The organism is Xanthomonas sp. NCPPB 3761, from assembly GCF_041475705.2.
In the GTDB taxonomy this organism is placed as follows: Bacteria; Pseudomonadota; Gammaproteobacteria; order Xanthomonadales; family Xanthomonadaceae; genus Xanthomonas; species Xanthomonas phaseoli.
Genome location: NZ_CM191262.1, coordinates 3760938 through 3778751, shown reverse-complemented (window position 1 = coordinate 3778751; position 17814 = coordinate 3760938). Strand labels below are relative to the sequence as shown.

At 65.3% G+C, this 17814-nt stretch carries 18 protein-coding genes; 8 read left to right on the top strand and 10 right to left on the bottom strand.

Annotated elements, in window-relative coordinates:
* Positions 1-5 precede the first annotated feature (5 nt).
* The 4 genes from ACCQ00_RS16425 (at position 6) to ACCQ00_RS16410 (ending at position 3701) form a co-directional block, all read left to right on the top strand.
* A complete protein-coding gene (locus ACCQ00_RS16425) occupies positions 6-1367 on the top strand; it encodes an ATP-binding protein (RefSeq protein ID WP_039571157.1) in 1362 nt (453 codons plus the stop codon).
* Between the two features lie 99 nt (positions 1368-1466).
* Complete coding sequence (locus ACCQ00_RS16420; RefSeq protein ID WP_039571126.1) at positions 1467-1832, top strand: BlaI/MecI/CopY family transcriptional regulator; 366 nt, start codon at positions 1467-1469, stop codon at positions 1830-1832.
* On the top strand, positions 1822-3120 hold the full coding sequence (locus tag ACCQ00_RS16415; RefSeq protein ID WP_039571122.1) for a TonB family protein: 1299 nt from the start codon (positions 1822-1824) through the stop codon (positions 3118-3120). The genes ACCQ00_RS16420 and ACCQ00_RS16415 overlap by 11 nt, the downstream gene beginning before the upstream one ends.
* The gene (locus ACCQ00_RS16410; protein WP_039571119.1) at positions 3117-3701 is read left to right on the top strand and encodes a hypothetical protein; all 585 of its coding nucleotides are present in this window, start codon (positions 3117-3119) and stop codon (positions 3699-3701) included. Before ACCQ00_RS16415 ends, ACCQ00_RS16410 begins: the two co-directional genes overlap by 4 nt.
* Before the next feature lie 94 nt (positions 3702-3795).
* Here ACCQ00_RS16410 and modC read toward each other — a convergent pair whose 3' ends face one another.
* The 8 genes from modC to ACCQ00_RS16370 form a co-directional block, all read right to left on the bottom strand.
* Positions 3796-4410, bottom strand: a complete 615-nt coding sequence (gene modC / locus ACCQ00_RS16405; RefSeq protein WP_039571117.1) for a molybdenum ABC transporter ATP-binding protein — start codon at positions 4408-4410, stop codon at positions 3796-3798.
* Positions 4410-5096, bottom strand: a complete 687-nt coding sequence (gene modB, locus ACCQ00_RS16400; protein WP_180301719.1) for a molybdate ABC transporter permease subunit — start codon at positions 5094-5096, stop codon at positions 4410-4412. Before modB ends, modC begins: the two co-directional genes overlap by 1 nt.
* Positions 5097-5112: 16 nt before the next feature.
* Positions 5113-5889: a molybdate ABC transporter substrate-binding protein gene (gene modA, locus ACCQ00_RS16395; RefSeq protein ID WP_039571111.1), complete on the bottom strand. Its 777-nt coding sequence runs from the start codon at positions 5887-5889 to the stop codon at positions 5113-5115.
* 75 nt (positions 5890-5964) lie between these two features.
* Positions 5965-6789: an MBL fold metallo-hydrolase gene (locus tag ACCQ00_RS16390; RefSeq protein ID WP_039571154.1), complete on the bottom strand. Its 825-nt coding sequence runs from the start codon at positions 6787-6789 to the stop codon at positions 5965-5967.
* A 13-nt stretch (positions 6790-6802) separates the two neighbouring features.
* The gene (locus ACCQ00_RS16385) at positions 6803-7576 is read right to left on the bottom strand and encodes a S1/P1 nuclease (protein ID WP_306316064.1); all 774 of its coding nucleotides are present in this window, start codon (positions 7574-7576) and stop codon (positions 6803-6805) included.
* Positions 7577-7862: 286 nt separating this feature from the next.
* Entirely contained in the window at positions 7863-8477 is a 615-nt protein-coding gene (locus ACCQ00_RS16380) for an OmpW/AlkL family protein (RefSeq protein ID WP_039571106.1), read from the bottom strand.
* Between the two features lie 117 nt (positions 8478-8594).
* Positions 8595-9218, bottom strand: coding sequence for an OmpW/AlkL family protein (locus ACCQ00_RS16375; protein ID WP_039571104.1), 624 nt, complete (start codon positions 9216-9218; stop codon positions 8595-8597).
* Positions 9219-9503: 285 nt separating this feature from the next.
* Positions 9504-10016 carry an SgcJ/EcaC family oxidoreductase gene (locus ACCQ00_RS16370; protein ID WP_007972396.1) on the bottom strand — a complete coding sequence of 171 codons (513 nt, stop codon included), beginning with the start codon at positions 10014-10016 and terminating at the stop codon, positions 9504-9506.
* A 465-nt stretch (positions 10017-10481) separates the two neighbouring features.
* On the opposite strand from ACCQ00_RS16370, the gene gap reads away from it, so the two are divergent.
* The gene (gene gap / locus ACCQ00_RS16365) at positions 10482-11483 is read left to right on the top strand and encodes a type I glyceraldehyde-3-phosphate dehydrogenase (RefSeq protein WP_039573701.1); all 1002 of its coding nucleotides are present in this window, start codon (positions 10482-10484) and stop codon (positions 11481-11483) included.
* Positions 11484-11557: 74 nt separating this feature from the next.
* Here the strand turns inward: gap and ACCQ00_RS16360 are convergent, their stop codons facing one another.
* On the bottom strand, positions 11558-11956 hold the full coding sequence (locus tag ACCQ00_RS16360) for a hypothetical protein (protein WP_039573698.1): 399 nt from the start codon (positions 11954-11956) through the stop codon (positions 11558-11560).
* A gap of 107 nt (positions 11957-12063) precedes the next feature.
* Entirely contained in the window at positions 12064-12546 is a 483-nt protein-coding gene (locus ACCQ00_RS16355) for a hypothetical protein (RefSeq protein ID WP_017155486.1), read from the bottom strand.
* Positions 12547-12832: 286 nt separating this feature from the next.
* Here ACCQ00_RS16355 and ACCQ00_RS16350 point away from each other — a divergent pair, with 286 nt between their 5' ends.
* The 3 genes from ACCQ00_RS16350 to ACCQ00_RS16340 all read left to right on the top strand — a co-directional run bounded on the left by ACCQ00_RS16350 (position 12833) and on the right by ACCQ00_RS16340 (position 17653).
* Positions 12833-13261, top strand: coding sequence for a hypothetical protein (locus ACCQ00_RS16350; RefSeq protein WP_017155485.1), 429 nt, complete (start codon positions 12833-12835; stop codon positions 13259-13261).
* Positions 13262-13457: 196 nt separating this feature from the next.
* Positions 13458-16301, top strand: a complete 2844-nt coding sequence (locus ACCQ00_RS16345) for a DUF2339 domain-containing protein (RefSeq protein ID WP_039573694.1) — start codon at positions 13458-13460, stop codon at positions 16299-16301.
* Positions 16298-17653: a DUF3999 domain-containing protein gene (locus ACCQ00_RS16340; RefSeq protein WP_039573691.1), complete on the top strand. Its 1356-nt coding sequence runs from the start codon at positions 16298-16300 to the stop codon at positions 17651-17653. The genes ACCQ00_RS16345 and ACCQ00_RS16340 overlap by 4 nt, the downstream gene beginning before the upstream one ends.
* Positions 17654-17814 lie beyond the last annotated feature (161 nt).

Sequence of the window (17814 nt, the reverse complement as noted above, 5' to 3'; positions counted from 1 at the left end):
GTGTGTTGTTGCTGGCCTTGCTGGGCGTGTTGTCGTTGCTGATGCTGGCCGCAGCCGGTTTTAGCTATCGCGCAGGCCTGCAGGAAGCCGGTGAGATGTTCGATGCACGGCTCGTGCAGTCCGCGCGCGTGCTGCTCTCGTTGGTGGATCAACCCCTGGACGATCTGCGAGCAGGCGAGCCGATCGTGATCGGCGGATGGCATGGGCAGGCGCAAGGCGTGGGCGAAGCGTTGGCGTTCAACGACGGCCATGCCTACGAAACCAAACTGGCATTCCAGGTGCGCAATGCGGCCGGCGCGCTGCTCTTGCGATCGGACAGCGCACCGGCGCAACCACTGGCACCGCTGCGTGCCGGCTATGCAGACGTGCAACTTGCCGATGGCCAATGGCGCACATTTACCCTGCGCTCGCCGGGCGGGCGCTGGTTCCAATCGGCCGAACGCGCCGATATTCGTGAAGAGCTTGCCGAAGATATCGCGCTGGGGACCTTGTTGCCGTTGCTGATGGCGTTGCCATTGATGGGGCTGTTGATCTGGGCGGTGGTGAACTGGGCCACACGTTCGCTGGTGCGCGTCTCCGACGAGATCGGCGAGCGTGACCCAAAGCGTCTGCAACCGCTGCAGCCGCAGCACATGCCGCGCGAAGTACACGGCCTGGTGCGTGCGGTCAACGGTTTGATGGACCGCGTGCAGGAGGGACTGGAACGCGAACGTCGCTTCATCGCCGATGCCGCACACGAGCTACGCACGCCGATTGCGGCATTGAAGGTGCATGCGGCCAATCTGCGCCTGGCCGCCAATGCGCGGGAACGCGACGAATCGCAACAGCAGCTGGATGCCAACGTGCTGCGCATCGAACGCATGGTGGCGCAATTGCTGGCCTTGAGCCGGGTCGAAGCGGTGGCTGCCTTGCCCCGCCGCAGCGTGAACCTCGACACCCTGGTGCGCAGTGAATCCGAAGACGTGCTGGCGATTGCAGCGCAGCGACAGCAGACCCTGGAACTGGCACTGCAACCGGTGCAGGTCATCGCCGACGAAACCGCGTTGTCGTTGCTGCTGCGCAACCTGCTGGAGAATGCCGTGCGCTACACGCCGCCCGGTGGACGCATTCTGGTCAGCACGCACAGCGCGCCGTCGCCAACGCTGGTGGTGGAAGATTCCGGTCCTGGCATCCCCGAAGCGGCGCGCGCGCGGGTATTTCATCGTTTCCACCGTGAACTGGGCACCGGTGTGGAGGGCAGCGGGCTAGGCTTATCGATCGTGCACGACATCGCCGTGGCACATGCAGCGCGCGTGCAGTTGGACCAGGCGCCCGTGCTGGGCGGTTTGCGCGTCAGCGTGCAATTTACCGGCGACGCGGCCAGTTGACCAAGATCCGTAGGGCAGGTGCGGTAACGCACCGGCAAACGGTGCTTGACATCGGATTCGATTACGCGCGTAATCGATAAAAATTACGGGTGTAATCGTATGTCCATCAGCGATGCCGAAGCAGTGGTGATGCAGGTGCTCTGGGATGGCGCACCGCGCACGGCAGAAGAAGTGATCGCCGCGCTGTCGCACACCGGCTGGGCCGAGCCGACCATCAAGACCTTGCTCAATCGGCTGCTCACCAAAGGTGCGGTCGCGGCGGAAAAGCACGGTCGCAAATATCACTACGCGCCGCTGCTGGCGCGCGCGCAATGGGTGCAGCAGCAGAGCGAAGGGCTGCTGCAGCGACTGTTCGGCGGGCGAGTGGCGCCGCCGGTCGCGCACTTCAGCGAACGCGGGCAACTCAGCGCGTCGGACATCGCGGAATTGAAGCGTCTGCTCAAGGAGTTGGACGATGCACCTTGACCTGCAATTGCTCTTGCACGTCACCCTGTACAGCAGTGCCGCGTTGCTGGCATGCCTGGTGCTACGTCGTGCACTGCGTGCATGGCTGGGCGCAACAGCGGCGTATGCGATCTGGGCCGCCGTGCCGCTTGCCGTATTGGCAGCTGTGATGCCGGGGCCGCCGATAGCGAGCGCATTGCCGACGATGCCGGCGTTGGTCGCGATGCCGCTCAACCTGCACGCTAGCGAACCCGTATGGGCGGCGGGGCTGCTGACTGCATGGTTGGCTGGTGCAGCTGCGATGGCTGTAGCGCTCTGCTGGCGGCAATGGCGCTTCGTGTGCAGCCTGGGCGCATTGCGTGCGGTCGACGCTGGAGTGTGGACTGCGATGCATGACGTGGGCCTACCAGTGTCGCTGGGCATCTGGCGCCCACGCATCGTGCTGCCGATGGATTTCGATACGCGCTACAGCGCCGCCGAACGCACCTTGATCCTGGCGCACGAGCGCCTGCATCTGCGGCGCGGCGATCTGCATGCCAACCTGCCGGCCGCACTGTTGCTGTGCATCGGCTGGTGGAATCCATTGATGCATCTGGCATGGCGCGCGTTCCGGCTGGATCAGGAACTGGCCTGCGATGCAGCGGTGCTGATGCGCTACCCGGGCAAGCGCCACAGTTACGCTACCGCGATGCTCAAGACCCACGCTGGTGCCGGCTGGACACCGACGGCCTGCCGTTGGAATGCGCCGCACGCGCTCACCCAACGCGTGGCTGCCTTGCTGAAGCCTGCGGTAGAGGCGCCCCGTGCGCGATGGAACCTGCGCATGGTAGTGGCACTGGCGGTGATGGTCAGTGGCGCCTGCTGGGCGTTCCAACCCGCACAACTGCAGGGTATGCGCGTGCCCGGCAACGCGCTGGATTTCCGCACCATGCAGCCGCCCAGGTATCCGCCTGACGCGGTCGCTGCAGGCCTGGCGGGATTTGTCGAACTGCAGATCGCAGTGAGCGCGACTGGAGCGCCCGAGCACATCGCCATCGTGCGCAGCACGCCCACGGGCGTGTTCGATCAGACCGTGCTCGACGCAGCACGCCACTGGCGCTTCACACCTGCGCTGGAGGACGGCACGGCAGTGGCGTCCGAGGTGCGCGTGCCGGTGAAGTTCGAACTGGATCCGCCAGATACGGCATCGTCGCTTGCGGATATCCATTCCGGTCCCGAAACCACCGCAAGCCCACACGCTGCCGACCAGTCCGAACGTGTTGCCAGCTGTGCACCAGCGGGATGCGCCTTACGCGGTGCGTTGCAATGAACCGCTGCCTGATCGGCAGCCTCGCCCTGATGCTGGCCCTGAGTAGTTGCGCCACGCGTCACCTCGCGGAGCGGCAGCGCAGCCAGCGCGAGGATTCGGTGGATCAACGCATGCTGCCCTCACAGCCGGACGGCGCCGGCGCTGCGGGTGTCCAACCCTACACGCTGGCGCCAACGCAACGCTTCCGCATGCCACGCGCGGTGCGCAGCGATGCCCCGATGCTGCCCGCCGATTCGCCGCGGCAGAGCCTGGCGCCCACCACGGTTTGCGCGCATCTCATTCTGAGTGCAGAGGGTTCGGTGCAACGCGTGGATCCGATGTCCGACCGCGACGAATGCGCCGCCGGGTTGCTGCCGGACAACGCCGACCTCATGCAAGCGGTGCGCACGACCGCGCTGCGATGGCAGTTTGTTCCGGCAGCGATGTGCACCTACCCCCCAGGGGTTGCGCAACCGGCAGCGCCAGACGACTGCACTGATGCGACGCAGATCGAGCCGGTGCCGGTGACATTGTCGTTCGCGTTCACCTTCGAGATGCGGCAGGGCAAGGTGAGCGTGCGAACCGGGAAGGTGGTGCGATAGCTGCTGCAGCCGTGGCGCAGTGTGTCCAGTCACCAGCAACACTGCGTCCTCTCACGACATGTCAGACCCAAGCGCTATTTAGGCCACACCGCCTTCAATCCAGCACATGCACGCTGTCGGCAATGCGCTGGACTTCATCGGGGTTATGGCTGACGTAGAGCATCGGCAGGCGAATCTCGTCGCGCACGCGTTGCAGATAAGGAATCAATTCTTCGCGGCGCGCCTGATCCAGGGCCGACAGGGGTTCGTCGAACAGCAGAATCGCCGGTTGTGCCAACAACGCGCGGCCAATCGCCACGCGTTGCGCTTCGCCGCCAGACAGGTTGCGCGGCCGGCGTTGCAACAGCGGGGCAATGCCGAGCAGGGCCACCACATCGTCGAAACCGAACGGCGCCGTGCCGCGCGCATGCCGGCCGTAGCGCAGGTTGCGCCGCACATCCAGATGCGGGAACAGCCGCGCATCCTGGAACACGTAACCTATCCGGCGCTGGTGCGTCGGCAGGTCGATGCCTTGCCCGGCGTCGTACAGGCAGCGCCCATCGATGTGGATATGCCCGGCCTGCGGGCGCACCAGGCCGGCAATTGCGTTGAGCACCGTGGTCTTGCCCGCGCCGGAGGGCCCCACCAGCGCCACCACACGCGCATCGTCATGGATGCGGATGCGGCGTTGGAAGGTGCCGCGCTGCAGCTGCAGGTCGATATCCAGCATCACGCGTCCTCGCGCGGATGCGGCCGACGCACCAGCCATTCGGACAGCAACAGCGCCGCCAGCGAAATCGCCAGCGCCACGCCCGCCAGCCGCCAGATGCCCGATTCCATCCCCGGGACCTGCATCAGCCCGTAGATGGCCGATGACAAGGTTTGCGTTTCGCCAGGGATATTCGACACGAAGGTGATGGTGGCACCGAACTCGCCAAGCGCCTTGGCGAACGCGAGCACCATGCCGGCGACCAGGCCCGGCCAGGCCAGCGGCAAGGTGATGCTGAAAAACACCCGCCACGGCCCGGCCCCGAGCGTGGCGGCGGCCGCTTCCAGGCGACGATCGGTGGCTTCGATGGACAGACGAATCGCGCGCACCATCAGCGGAAATCCCATGACCGCGCACGCCAGTGCCGCGCCGGTCCAGCGGAAGGCGAACTGGATACCGAGGTGTTCCAGCAACCAGCTGCCCACCGGCCCCTGCGTGCCCAGCACCACCAGCAGCGCATAGCCGGTGACCACCGGCGGCATCACCAAGGGCAGATGCAGCAACGCGTCCAGCAGGGCCTTGCCGGGGAAGCGGCGGCGCGCCAGCAGCCAGCCGCAGGCGATGCCCGGCGGCAGGCTGGCGAGCGCTGCCACGATCGCGACCTTGAGACTCAAGCCGATCGCGGTCAGCTCTTCCGGGGTAAACATCGACAAACGGTGTGCCTCAATCCTTCAACGAAAAACCACGGCGCGCGAAGATCGCCTTGGCCGGCTTGCTTCCCAGCCAGGTTACGAACGCTGCGGCGGCGGGATTGCGGCTGTTCTTCAATGCAGCCACCGGATACACGATGGCCTCATGGCTGTCGTCGGGAAAGGTGGCGACCACGCGCACCTTGGCATCGGCGCGCGCATCCGAGCCATACACGATGCCCAGCGGCGCCTCGCCACGCGAGACCAGCATCAATGCCGCGCGCACGCTTTCCGATTCGGCAAGCCGATTGCTGACGCTGTCCCATTGGCCGAGCGTGCGCAGCGCAGCGGCGGCGTATTTGCCGGCCGGCACGCTGGCGGTCTGGCCCACGGCCAGGCGCCCGCCCTGCCCAAGCGCCTTGGCAATGGCGCCGGGCGCACGCAGGTCAACGCGCAGCCTGCTGCTCGCCGGCGCGACCAACACCAGCGTGTTGCCGAGCAGGTTGTGCCGCTGCGCCGGCAGCACCAGCCCACGCTGCTGCAGATAGTCCATCCATTCCAGGTCGGCCGAAAAGAACACGTCCGCCGGTGCGCCCTGTTCGATCTGGCGTGCCAGCGCAGAACTGGCTGCATACGACACCCGTACCGGCGTGCCGGTCGCTTTTTCATACGCGGCAGCGGCTTCGTCCATCGATTCTTTCAGGCTGGCGGCCGCAAACACCGTCACCGGGGCGGTCTGCGCACTTGCCAGCACAGGCAACGCCAGCATCAGCACGCACAACGCGCGCTGCCAGAAACCGATCATGCGCATCGAATGCTCCTCACCAGGACAGGGGCCCGATCATAGCGGCTACGCGATGCGCACCGCGTGGCGAGCCTGCGCGCGCTACAGGACCACTCCGGCGCAACGCCCGGCCTGAAGATTGGTTTGCAGGGCCGGGCGGATCAGCTTGGGCTCGGGCAAGGTGGCATCGCGCGCCTGCCGCTGCGCCACGAAGGTCTCCACGTCCACGCCGTCGCGCACGTGGATGTTGCTGCGCCGCTGCGCGCCGATACTGGTCTGATGCGCCACCGCGCGCCCGCCCGGGCCGTAGTCGTGGCAGACGAACACGCGGGTGCTTTCCGGCAGCGCGTACAGGCGCTGGATCGACGCAAACAGCTGGCGTGCATCGCCGCCGGGAAAATCGCAACGCGCCGTACCCGCATCCGGCATGAACAACGAATCGCCAGGAAACAGTGCATCGCCGATCAGATACGCAATGCTGTCGCTGGTGTGGCCGGGCACCGCGATGACGCGTGCTTCGATACCGCCTAGCTTGAAGCGCTCGTCGTCGGCAAACAGATGATCGAATTGCGAGCCATCGGCGCGGAAGTCGTCCGGCAACGCGTACTGCGGGGCAAGGGTGCGTTGCACCTGGCAAATACCCTCGCCGATACCGATGCGCGCCTGCGGCCAATGCTGCTTCAGCCACTGCGCCGCAGACAGGTGATCGGCATGCGCATGGGTTTCCAGCAGCCACTGCAACTGCCATCCGTGTTGCTCGATGGCCGCAAGGATGGCCTGCGCCGCTTGGCTGCCGACGACGCCGCTCTCGGCCGCGTAGTCCAGCGCCGGGTCGATCACTGCCGCCGCACCGGTGGCCGCATCGGCGACCAGGTAGGTGAAGGTGTTGCTGTCGGCATGAAAGAAGGCAAGCACCTGGGGCTGCATCGGCGTCTCCACGTCAGGGGTTGGCCAGTGCCGCGTTGAGGATGGCGGCGAGCCGGTCACCTGCGATGCGCAGCTGGGTTTCGGCGATCGGGCGATAGGTGGCGATGTAGGTGGCGGGCAACACGTGCGCGCTCGGGTAGACGCCGGGCGTGATGGCGATCTTGCACGACGCCTGCGCCCACGCCGCAGCCGGCGGCGGCAGGGCCGCAGACACCGCAGTGGTGGCCGGCAATGCCAGCAAGCGTTGCAGGTACGCATCGTCGCTCAGGTGGCGGTCGTTGAGCATGCCGCTGTCCCACAGCGCATGCAGGTTGCTGCCCTTGCCATCGATCTGCAGCTGGAAGTCGTTACCGCCCTTGTCGTGCGCATAGCCGGCGTGCATCGGCTGATGGATGTCGCCGACGAAATGCACCACGAACTTCAAGGCCTGGCGGCGGACGTCCAACGGCTGGCTGCGATCTGCGAGCAGGGCGGCTTGCTGGTCGAGCGCGGCGATCACGCAGTTGCCGTCCGGGCAGTCGCGCGGTGGCAAGTACGTGCAGTCGTGTTCGCCCAGGTTGACGTAGTGCCATGGCCCTGAGCGCTTGCCCAGGTCCGGGTCGTGCTCGCGCAACTCATCGGCCCAGGTGGCCACGCCGTGCAGGGTCGGGTCCGGCTCGCCGGCCAGCAATTGCGCCACCTGCGTGCGTGCCTGCGGGCTCAGTTCGGTTTCGGCAATACGCGCCACCAGACGGTGGCCTTGCGGGCCCCAGGCCAGGGCGGTGCTGGGGTGGATCGCGGCGGCCATTGCCGCGGCAACTACGAATGCAGAGAGGGAAAGTGTCTTCATCCGGCGATTGTACGCATCGCTCCGGGACGGTTTGATGGCCATCCGGCAGTTGCGACAGCCACGCCTCAGCATGGCGCCAATGCGTGCCTGGAGCACGCCCGGATGGTGCAAGTAGTCGTCGGGCGGGTTTGCACGCAACGCGGCAACTGCAGCATTCGCATGGGGCATGCCGCACCGGTGCCGGCCGCGCCCATCTGGCGATGAACGCAGTCGTGTTGCCAGATGCTCTTATTGCCAGACGCTCTTAGTAATACACCAGGTACGACACGCCGAAGGTCAACGGATCGATGCGTGCCTTGCCCAGCCGCGCACCGTTGAGGTCGACATTGCTGCGCGAATCGGTCCAGCGCGCATCCACGCGCAGGCCGCTCCGGTCGTTGAAGATGAAGTCGACACCGACATGCGCAGTGGCGCCGACCGAATCGTCGAAACGCAGATCGCCGCCAGCCACCGTCGGCTCGGTGTCTTCGCCCAGGAACGCGGTGTAGTTGATGCCGACGCCCACGAACGGCGACACCGTGCCGTAGCCATTGATGTGGTACTGCAGCAGCACGCTCGGTGGCACCGACCAATAGCTGCCTACCTTGCCGATGCCCTGCAGTTCGAGGTCGTGCTTGCCTGCAACTGCGGCGTGCACTTCGATACCCAGGTTGTTGCGCAGGAAATATTCGTAGGTGAACGACAGTGCCGGCGCGCCCTTGATCTCGGCCTGGGTGCCGCCGAAGGTGCCGCTATTGGACTTGGGCGAGACATAGCCCGCACCGTAACCGGTCGTCCAGTGACCGGCCGACTGTGCAAGGGCGGGTGCGGCCGAGGCGGCCAGTGCGATGGCGAGGGCGGTGCGAGTCAGCGTGTTCATGGAATCCCCGGTAGGTCGGACAGACGGGCGACGTGACCGACCTGTCCGCAACTCCGGCGGTGGATGCACGTCCCTGGACGGCAAGTGTGCCAGAGATGCGCCGCCCACGCCGCGGGATCAGAAACGGTGCACGTAGGCCACGCCGTAGACCAGCGGGTCGATATTGACCGTGCCGATACGGTTGCCGTCCAGGCGCGCTTGGGTATCGATATCGATCCAGCGCAGGTTGACGCGCAGCGCGCCGCGGTCGCTGAGCTTGTAGTCCACGCCTGCATGCAGTGCCAGGCCCCAGGAATCGTCCAGCTCCAGCGTGCTGCCGGCCAGCGCGCCGCGGGTATCGGTGTCGAAGAAGCGCGTGTAGTTGATGCCCGCGCCGAGGAAGGGCGACACCTTGCCCTGGCTGTTGAAGTGGTACTGCAGCGACACCACCGGCGGCAGGTGCTTGGTGCTGCCAACGCGGCCCAGTCCACGCAGCGCGATGTCGTGCTCGAACGGCAGCGCGGCCAGGACCTCGATGCCGAGGTTGTCTGCGATGAAGTATTCGGCGGTGAAGGTCGGCTTGATGTCCTTGCCTACGTCTGCTTCCAGCGTGCCGCCAACCAGGCGGCCATTGTCGGATTTGGGAGCGACCTGGTGGGCACCGACGGCAACGGCCCAGTCGCCTTTGGATTGCGCCAGTGCGGGGAGGCTGACGCAAGAAGCGGCCAGCGCGGCGAACAGAAAGGTAGAGCGAAGATGCATGGGAAGCCTCGTAGGGTGCAATGGACGTGGGAAGTCTTCGCGCTTGGCGTCGCCGCTGCCTTGATCCTGATCAATTTGGCCGTGCGCTCGGGTGTGCGGGTCTGCAATGGCTGTAGTCACACCCTGCGCGCACGACCGCGATACGCGCTATGCCGATGCTCGCAGCGGGCATCGCACGTGCGGCATCGCGCGATGGGCTGACCACGGCTGTCGGCGCGGGAGGAGCGCCGACGGTTGCGTGCGCAGTGGCGTCGACAGCGATCGATCGCCGTTGCGATGTACCGCTTACTTGACCTTGGCGACCTTGGGTGCATCCACTTCCGGCATCGCCGAGCTGTGGTGGTTGATGATCAGCCACTTGCCGTCGCGCTTTTCGTAGACGAAGGTGTAGCGGGCCTGCACGTTGCTCTTCTTGCCGGCCTTGTCGGTCAAGGTGAAGGTGTACACGCCGGCATCCACGGCGCTGTCGTCGTCGAGCACGCGCACGGTGCGGTAATTGACCACGCCCTGCGGCTTCTTGGTCAGGAACATCGCGAAGTAGTTTTCGATCTGCTCGCGCGAGGCGCGCACTTCGTTGGAGACCGTCGGCAGCAACACGCCGTCCGGTGCGTACAGGTCGGCCACCTTGTGCGGGTTGCCGGTGGCCAGCGCCGCGTTCCAGGTGTCGAACAGCGCAGCGACTTCGCGCTCCTCGCCGCCGGCCGGCAGCTTGGCCTTGTCGGTGTAATGCATCACGCCGCCAGCCAGCGCCGGGGTGGCAGCCACAGCCAGAACCAGAGAGAAGAGGGTGCGACGCATGGGAAATCTCCGTGTGATTGATGGGTTGCCTCAGCAGGCAGCGCCAGTATCGAAATCCACGGAGTGCCGAAATTCTGCTGTTCGGCATAGCGGTGAATATGCTTTTCAGCGTATTTGCTTCGTTTTTAAGTGGATGAAATACATGGAGTTATGGCCTCTTTCACCATGCTCGATGCAGTGGCGCTTGATGCGGCTGGCATGAGCTCATCCGGAAACCGTCGGTCATCGATGCGATGGCGCGCGGATCGGCCGCTCACGCGCGTTCCCGCAGAGGCCGAGCGCAGTTGCGGTCCGATGGCTCACCAAGCGACGCACAGAGCTCATTCACTGGCGAACCGCTCACCCATCCCGAATGCCCATTCCCCCATCACGGCCCACACCAACACGGCTGCAGACAAGTGACGCTGCTAGAATGACAGCCCCTTTCCATCCGCCGCGCTGTCGCGGTCGCAGGAGCTAGTGAACATGGCAATCAAGGTTGGCATCAACGGATTCGGTCGCATCGGACGCAACGTGCTGCGCTCTGCGGTGCAGAACTTCGCCAATGACATCGAGATCGTGGCCATCAATGACCTGCTCGAGCCCGACTACCTGGCCTACATGCTGCAGTACGACTCGGTGCATGGCCGCTTCAAGGCCGATGTCTCGGTCGACGGCAACACGTTGATCGTCAATGGCAAGAAGATCCGCCTGACCCAGGAACGCGACCCGGCCAACCTCAAGTGGGATGCCGTCGGCGCGGACGTGGTGATCGAGTCCACCGGCCTGTTCCTGACCAAGGAAACCGCACAGAAGCACATCGATGCAGGTGCCAAGAAAGTCATCCTGTCGGCGCCGTCCAAGGACGACACCCCGATGTTCGTCTACGGCGTAAACGACAAGACCTACAAGGGCGAAGCGATCATCTCCAACGCCTCGTGCACCACCAACTGCCTGGCGCCGTTGGCCAAGGTGATCAACGACAAGTGGGGCATCAAGCGCGGCCTGATGACCACCGTGCATGCGGCCACTGCGACGCAGAAGACCGTGGACGGCCCGTCCAACAAGGATTGGCGCGGCGGCCGCGGCATCCTGGAGAACATCATCCCGTCCTCCACCGGCGCGGCCAAGGCCGCGGGCGTGGTGATCCCCGAGCTCAACAAGAAGCTCACCGGCATGAGCTTTCGCGTGCCGACCTCCGACGTTTCGGTGGTCGACCTCACGGTCGAACTGGAAAAGCCGGCCACCTACGCCGAAATCTGCGCCGAAGTGAAGGCACAAAGCGAAGGTGCACTGAAGGGTGTGCTCGGATATACCGAAGACAAGGTCGTGGCCACCGATTTCCGCGGCGAAACCTGCACCTCGGTGTTCGACGCAGACGCAGGCATCGCGCTGGACTCCACCTTCGTCAAGCTGGTGTCCTGGTACGACAACGAGTGGGGCTACTCCAACAAGTGCCTGGAGATGGTGCGGGTTGTGGCCAAGTAATCGGCCTCTTTCGATGCAATAAAAAAGCGCCTTTGGGCGCTTTTTTATTGCAGATCGCAATTTCTGGAAGGCCTTTATTCCGCAATAATACGCATGTCTTCACCTTTGCCAGTGACCGAAACGCGGCTGCCGACTGCGAGGCCCGACACTTCTGCACTCGGTTTCGTCACGATTACCTGCGACTTGTTATCGAAACGAATCTTCAGCATGTAGTGCGAGGCGGCGCCGTTGCTGATGACCTTTTCGCCTACCTGTGTGCCGGCATAAGTGCCTGCGGCGGCTCCAGCTTCAGCACCAAGTGGGCTATTGGCTGTAAGGCCGAGGAAGCTGCCTGCCATGCCGCCAAAGTTCGACGCCGCGTTCTTAAGCCTTTTAGTACGTTCCGGAACATTGTCACCCTTGTTTTCAATGGGCTCCAGTGCTGCGATGGTTCCATGCCGTGCCGATTCGGCCATGACCGGGGCGACAAGCATCCCCTGCGAGAGAGCAAGCGTCAGCCAGGCAGTACGGCAAATCCAACTCCTTGTTTTCATCTAGGGCAGTCCTTTATTGATGGATCGATGTTGGGCTAGTGATGGCATTACTTCTTCTTCGCGCGCCCCCAGCTGCGCGCATGTTCATTGCACCTGCTGCCAGCGAAATCGTATCGGGTGATGATGCCGTCCGCATTGGCGATAAAGGTGATTTCACAATGATGTTCGGCAGGAACGAAGACTTCTTCGCTATGCTGGTTTTCCTGGAAAATTGGGGTGGGTGCCACACCATTGCCCCCGCCGACCATGCCGACAACTCCCCCTTGCGTGCTCCAATAATGGGTGCGGTAGTGCGCTTCTATGCCGAAGTTATACGTGTAGGCAGTTTCCTGCGTTTCGATGTTTTCCGATGTGTATAGCCCTTTTCCTACAGGCCATTGCATCATCAATTCGCTAGCATCGTGACCAATCCAGCTTTGGGCGACGCTTTCAGCAGTACCGAACACATCGGCAGATGCCTGCTGCGCGGGCGTCAGTAACGCAATTGCGCAAATCGCAAGCAGTGAGTAAGGTCGGAAGACAACGTGCATCGAGATGCGTCCTTGCAGGGCAGGCAAACCATTGGTCCTTGCGACTCGGGTGCTTACCCGTGCGCTGGCGCGTTTTTGGCATTCTGCGTAACGTTCTGCAAGCCGCTCACTATATATGTCTGCAAGACTGACCAACGTAGACATCGGCGCAACCGCATGCCCTAATCGCATGCTGCCAGCGATTGCCTTGCGCTGGAACTACAGAGGACGTATGGGCACCCAATGAATTCAAGGAGAGACAAACGTGCAGATCAATCGTAAGTGGATTGGCTCAATTGTGCTGGCCATGGTTGTAGCAGGACTGGCGCCACAGGCAATTGCCAAGAAGCAGACCGGGACGCCGGCCTGGATGAATGCCGATGGCGAGGTGATCAAGTCGTCCGATGTCGAGGCGGGCTACGGCGAGACCGTCAAGGGCGTCAATGATTACGAGGGCGAGATCACCGGCAAGCCGGCGCCTGGCAGCAAGTTCACCCAGCTGAAAATCGGTATGCCGATGAAGCAGGTCACCGACCTGATTGGTCAACCGGACGACCAGGGTGCTTACGTGACCGGCAAGGCATTTATCCCGTTTTTCTTCGGTGGCGACCGCTACCGTTACGAAATGGCCTATAAGGGCCAGGGACGCCTGGTGTTCGCTGGCAAGTCGATGGGGACCGGCGGCAACCTGATCTGGATCATCCATAACAAGAACGACAGCGGCTACCGCGAATAACCGTTCAAAGCGCCCGGTTCTCCGGGCGTTTTCTTGTGTGAGGCACCCACGCAAGCACGCATGCGACCGCATGCTTGCCGACGCTCCATCCGTCGTCCAAGCGATAGGCTAGCTGCCCAGCCGCAGCCCGAGGCTGTATGGTGCGCGCATTCGGCTGGACGCCGGCTCGGGGATTGCTGCGTTGGAAACGATAATCGTGTTGGTGGCCCTGGTGCTGCTCGCCGTGCCGATGGGTGTGGTGATTGCGCTGGTATGGATTGCCGGGCTGCGGCGACGGGTGGCGGCGCTGGAGCAGCGGCTCGCGCAGTGGCAGGGCAGTGGTGCCGGGCGTGCGGATACGCCGGCGCAAGCACCCGCGGACGCGCAGGGCAGGGCATGGGAGCGACCGGACGAGGCTCCCGCTGCCGGCACTGGTCCGGGCGTCGTGGCCGACAGCGATCTTTCGGGGTACCGCACCTCCGATGCGGCGCGTCAGGACGACGGTTGGCATGCGCCGGGCGCGGATCACGAGGCGGTTGGTGTGTCTGCCTCGGCGATGCCGCCGCCGTTGCCGGCGCAGGCGCCTGCGCGGGCGCCTGCAGATGCGATGGCGCGCAGTGCAATCGCGGCGTCGGAACGCCCCGGCCCGCAAGCGCAGGCAACGCGCGCCCAGCCGGCGCAACCGCAATCGGCGCAACCCCAACCGCCCCAGCTTCCGGCCGCGCCCAGCGCCATCGCGCGCGCAGCCAGCGCCTTGAAGCGTTGGTTCACCGAGGGCAATGTGCCGGTGAAGGTCGGCATGCTGGTGTTGCTGGCCGGCGTGGCATCGCTGTTGAAGTACGCCAGCGACCAGGGCTGGATGCGCATGCCGATCGAGCTGCGCTTGGCCGGCATCAGCGTCCTGGCATTGGCCGGCCTGATCTTCGGTTGGACGCAGCGCGCGCAGCGGCCGGGCTTTGCGTTGGCGTTGCAGGGCGGCGCCATCGGCGGCTTGTTGTTGACGGTGTTCGCGGCGTTCAAGTTGTACGGCTTGCTCGATGCCGCAATGGCGCTGGGCATCAGCGTGGTGCTGATCGCAGGCATGTGCGTGCTGGCGGTGCTGCAGGATTCGCGCACGTTGGCGGTGCTGGGCGTGCTGGCCGGTTTTCTTGCGCCGATCTGGTTGTCTACCGGCAGCGGCAATCACGTGGCGCTGTTTTCGTATTACGCCGTGCTCAACGCCGGCATCGTGGCGATTGCATGGACACGTCCATGGCGCGTGCTGAACCTGCTGGGGTTTGCTTTCACCTTCGGCATCGGCACCGTGTGGGGGGCGCTGCAGTATTCCCCGGCGAAATTCGCCACGACCGAGCCATTCCTGTTGCTGTTCTTCGCGATGTACGTGGCGATCCCGGTGCTGCATGCGCGCCGCGGCGACGGCAGTGCCGGCAGGCTCATCGATGGCAGCCTGTTGTTCGGAACGCCGCTGGTGGCGTTTGCGTTGCAGGCGCGCCTGCTCGAGGGCGACCGGCTGCCACTGGCGTTGTGCGCGGTGGCGGTGGCCGCGTTGTACGCGGGCCTGGGCAGCTGGCTGCTGCGCCGCGCGTCTACGCGCGTGCTGGGCCAGGCGCACGCGATGCTGGCGGTCGGGTTTGCAACCCTGGCCGTACCGCTGGCGCTGTCGGCACGTGCCACTGCAAGCGTGTTTGCGCTGGAAGGCGTCGGTTTGCTGTGGCTGGGGCTTCGCCAACAACGACGGGTCTCGCAGGTCAGCGGTGTTGCGCTGCAGGTGTTTGCGGCGGTGGGTGTCGCCTTCGGCGTGGATGCCTGGCGCCACGATGCGGTCGCGGTGGCCAATGCAACCTGCATGAGCACGGTGCTGCTGGCGCTGGCCGGCTGGGCCAGTGCCTGGTTCCTGCGCGATGCCGGGCATCGGCGGCGTGCGCTGCTGGCATATCTGTGGGGACTGGGTTGGTGGACGCTGTGCGGCGTGCATGAGATCGTGCGTTTTGCCGACCTGCGCAGCGAACCTGATCTGCTGCTGGGCTTGGTCGCACTCAGTGTATGGCTGGCGGCGGAAGTGCATCGGCGCCGTCCTGCAGCGGCGTTGGTATGGACGGTGATGTCGGGGCTGGCGCTGGCGGCGCCGTTGGCGCTGTGGCAAGACGCAGCGCACACCCAGCCATTCGCGCACTGGGGCGCGCTGGCATGGGGTGTATTTGCGGTGGCGGGCGCGCGTGCGCTGTGGTGCCTGCGCACGCAGCAGGGCGCTGGCGCGATGGCGGCGCAGTTCATCTGGTGGCTGCTGTGGCCGTTGGTCATTTCGCTGGGCGCGGCCTGGCTGGCCGATGCGTTCTCGCTGGCCAATGGCTGGCGTTGCGCCTTGCTGGCGGCGCCATGGTTGCTGGTGGCGACGCTGGGGCTGTTGCGCTGGCCGTGGCTGGCCTGGCCGCAGGGAACCGGCTTTGATCCTGCACGCAACGCGCTGCTGAGCTGCGTGTTCGCGTTACTGGGGCTCGGCTGGCTGCTCGCGTTGCTGGACCCGGTGAGCGCAGCGCCGTTGCCCTGGCTGCCGTTGCTCAATCCCGCCGAGCTGGCGCAATTGGCGGTCCTGGCCTTGCTTGCGGGCTGGGCCTGGTCCGCACCTGCGCCGACAGTGCTGCAGCGTTCGCGCGTGGGTGCGCTGGGTGTGCTGGGGTGGGCGTTGATCACCGGCAGCACCTTGCACAGCGTGCATCACTGGGGCGGTGTGGCGTGGGATCGGGCGCTGATCGGCGCCACCTTGTCGCAGACCAGCCTCACCATCGTCTGGAGTGTGCTCGGCGTGCTGGGCTGGGTGATCGGCTCGCGTCGTGGGCAACGCGGGCTGTGGCTGGGCGGCGCGTTGCTGATGGGGCTGGTCCTGGCGAAGTTGGTGTTGGTCGACCGCCAGCATCTGGGCAATCTTCTCGGCATCGGCTCGTTCATGGCCTATGGCCTGTTGTGCACCGTGGTGGGCTATCTGGCGCCGGCGCCGCCACGGGCGGTCGCGGCCGAAGGTCGTGCTGCCGAAGAGAACGGCGTCGAAAAGGATCAGGCATGAACGCGATGCGATGGGCGCTGCTGCTGTTGGTGCCGCTGCTGGCGCAGGCCGCCGATGTGCGGCAGGACTACCGCCAGCAGTGGCCGCTGCAGGTCACCGGCTCGGATGCCGGCCTCTATCAGCTGACCTTGGATGCGGCGGTGTATCGCATTGCGCACGACGCGGCGTTGCGCGATGTCACGGTGATCGATGCGCGTGGACAAGAGCTGCCCACCGCCTGGCTGCCGATGGATGCGGCACCGGCGGCTGCGGTACGCCGTCAGCGCTTGCCCGTGTTTGCGCTGCCCGCCGGTGCCGCGCCGGCCAACGGCGATCTGCAGTTGATTGCCGAGCGCGACGCCAGTGGTGCAGTGCGCCGCCTGGAAGGTCGCTTTGCGACCGGAGCTGTCGCTGCGGGCCGCGGTGTCAGCTGGCTGATCGATGCCAGCGCGCTGCGCGATCGCCCGCGTGCGCTAGTGCTGGACTGGGAGGGCGACATGCCGGTGCAGGCCCAGGTGCGTGTGGAAGGCAGCGACGATCTGCGCGACTGGCGCATGCTCGCCTCCAACGCCATGGTCATGGCACTCGACAATCAGGCGCAGCGACTGCAGCAGCGCCGTATCGCCCTGGATGATGGGGCGCGTTACCTGCGCCTGGTCACCGCATCCGGCGCGCTGCCGGCACTACGCGTGGTCGAGGCGGAGCTGGAGGGCATCGCCATGTCCACACCGCCGCAGTGGCTGGACTTGCCCGGCACCACGCAAGATGCCGCGCTGGTGTATGTCTTGCCCGGTCGCTTTCCGATCAGCCAGCTGGATGTCGGCGGCAGTCAGGCCGAGGCGGTCGAGTGGATCGTGGCAAGTCGCGATTCCGACGATGCGCCGTGGCTGCAACGTGCCGGCCCATGGCTGGCGTATCGATTGGGCCAGGGCGCGGCCGCCGCGTCGCCGCCGCAATTGCTGTCTGCGCCCGTGCGCGATCGCCAATGGCGGCTGGTCGCTGCGCAGGGTCGCAGCACCGCCGTGCCGACGCTGCGCGTCGGTTACCGGCCGGAGCGGCTGATGTTTCTCGCCCAAGGCCAGCCACCCTATGCATTGGTCGCCGGCAGTGCGCGTGCGCAGCGCACCGACGCACCGCTGGGCGCAATGCTGCAGGCACTGCGGCGCGAACGCGGCGCACAGTGGCAGCCGGCGCAGGCCCGTCTGGCTGCGCAGGCGCAGCCGCTTGCCGGCGATGCCGCGCTGCAACCGGCCGCCACGCCGCGCGACTGGAAGCGTTGGTTGCTGTGGGGCCTGCTGGTTGGCGGCGCCTTGCTGGTCGGCGGTTTCGCGGTGAGCCTGTTGCGTAGCGCATCGGCCAATCGCAACGGCTGATTGCGGCCGCTTCGCATCGCGGTTTGCCGCTGCAGCGCGAAGGTCGGACAATGGACGTCCCCCGTGACCAAGGCAGCCGTATTGCCCGTCGTGTTCGACCAAGCATCCCGCGCCTCGCCGACCGTCTTGGCGGCCTCGCGCGTGGTGGGCAAGCTGCGCGC

What these genes read in the sequence shown, in the direction of transcription:
- modC (WP_039571117.1), bottom strand. Translation starts at nt 4,410, where the DNA reads ATGCTGGATATCGACCTGCAGCTGCAGCGCGGCACCTTCCAACGCCGC.
- ACCQ00_RS16410 (WP_039571119.1), top strand. Translation starts at nt 3,117, where the DNA reads ATGAACCGCTGCCTGATCGGCAGCCTCGCCCTGATGCTGGCCCTGAGT.
- ACCQ00_RS16340 (WP_039573691.1), top strand. Translation starts at nt 16,298, where the DNA reads ATGAACGCGATGCGATGGGCGCTGCTGCTGTTGGTGCCGCTGCTGGCG.
- modB (WP_180301719.1), bottom strand. Translation starts at nt 5,096, where the DNA reads ATGTTTACCCCGGAAGAGCTGACCGCGATCGGCTTGAGTCTCAAGGTC.
- gap (WP_039573701.1), top strand. Translation starts at nt 10,482, where the DNA reads ATGGCAATCAAGGTTGGCATCAACGGATTCGGTCGCATCGGACGCAAC.
- ACCQ00_RS16415 (WP_039571122.1), top strand. Translation starts at nt 1,822, where the DNA reads ATGCACCTTGACCTGCAATTGCTCTTGCACGTCACCCTGTACAGCAGT.
- ACCQ00_RS16385 (WP_306316064.1), bottom strand. Translation starts at nt 7,576, where the DNA reads ATGGCCGCCGCGATCCACCCCAGCACCGCCCTGGCCTGGGGCCCGCAA.
- ACCQ00_RS16370 (WP_007972396.1), bottom strand. Translation starts at nt 10,016, where the DNA reads ATGCGTCGCACCCTCTTCTCTCTGGTTCTGGCTGTGGCTGCCACCCCG.
- ACCQ00_RS16360 (WP_039573698.1), bottom strand. Translation starts at nt 11,956, where the DNA reads ATGCTTGTCGCCCCGGTCATGGCCGAATCGGCACGGCATGGAACCATC.
- ACCQ00_RS16390 (WP_039571154.1), bottom strand. Translation starts at nt 6,789, where the DNA reads ATGCAGCCCCAGGTGCTTGCCTTCTTTCATGCCGACAGCAACACCTTC.
- ACCQ00_RS16420 (WP_039571126.1), top strand. Translation starts at nt 1,467, where the DNA reads ATGTCCATCAGCGATGCCGAAGCAGTGGTGATGCAGGTGCTCTGGGAT.
- ACCQ00_RS16355 (WP_017155486.1), bottom strand. Translation starts at nt 12,546, where the DNA reads ATGCACGTTGTCTTCCGACCTTACTCACTGCTTGCGATTTGCGCAATT.
- ACCQ00_RS16380 (WP_039571106.1), bottom strand. Translation starts at nt 8,477, where the DNA reads ATGAACACGCTGACTCGCACCGCCCTCGCCATCGCACTGGCCGCCTCG.
- ACCQ00_RS16375 (WP_039571104.1), bottom strand. Translation starts at nt 9,218, where the DNA reads ATGCATCTTCGCTCTACCTTTCTGTTCGCCGCGCTGGCCGCTTCTTGC.
- ACCQ00_RS16350 (WP_017155485.1), top strand. Translation starts at nt 12,833, where the DNA reads ATGGTTGTAGCAGGACTGGCGCCACAGGCAATTGCCAAGAAGCAGACC.
- modA (WP_039571111.1), bottom strand. Translation starts at nt 5,889, where the DNA reads ATGCGCATGATCGGTTTCTGGCAGCGCGCGTTGTGCGTGCTGATGCTG.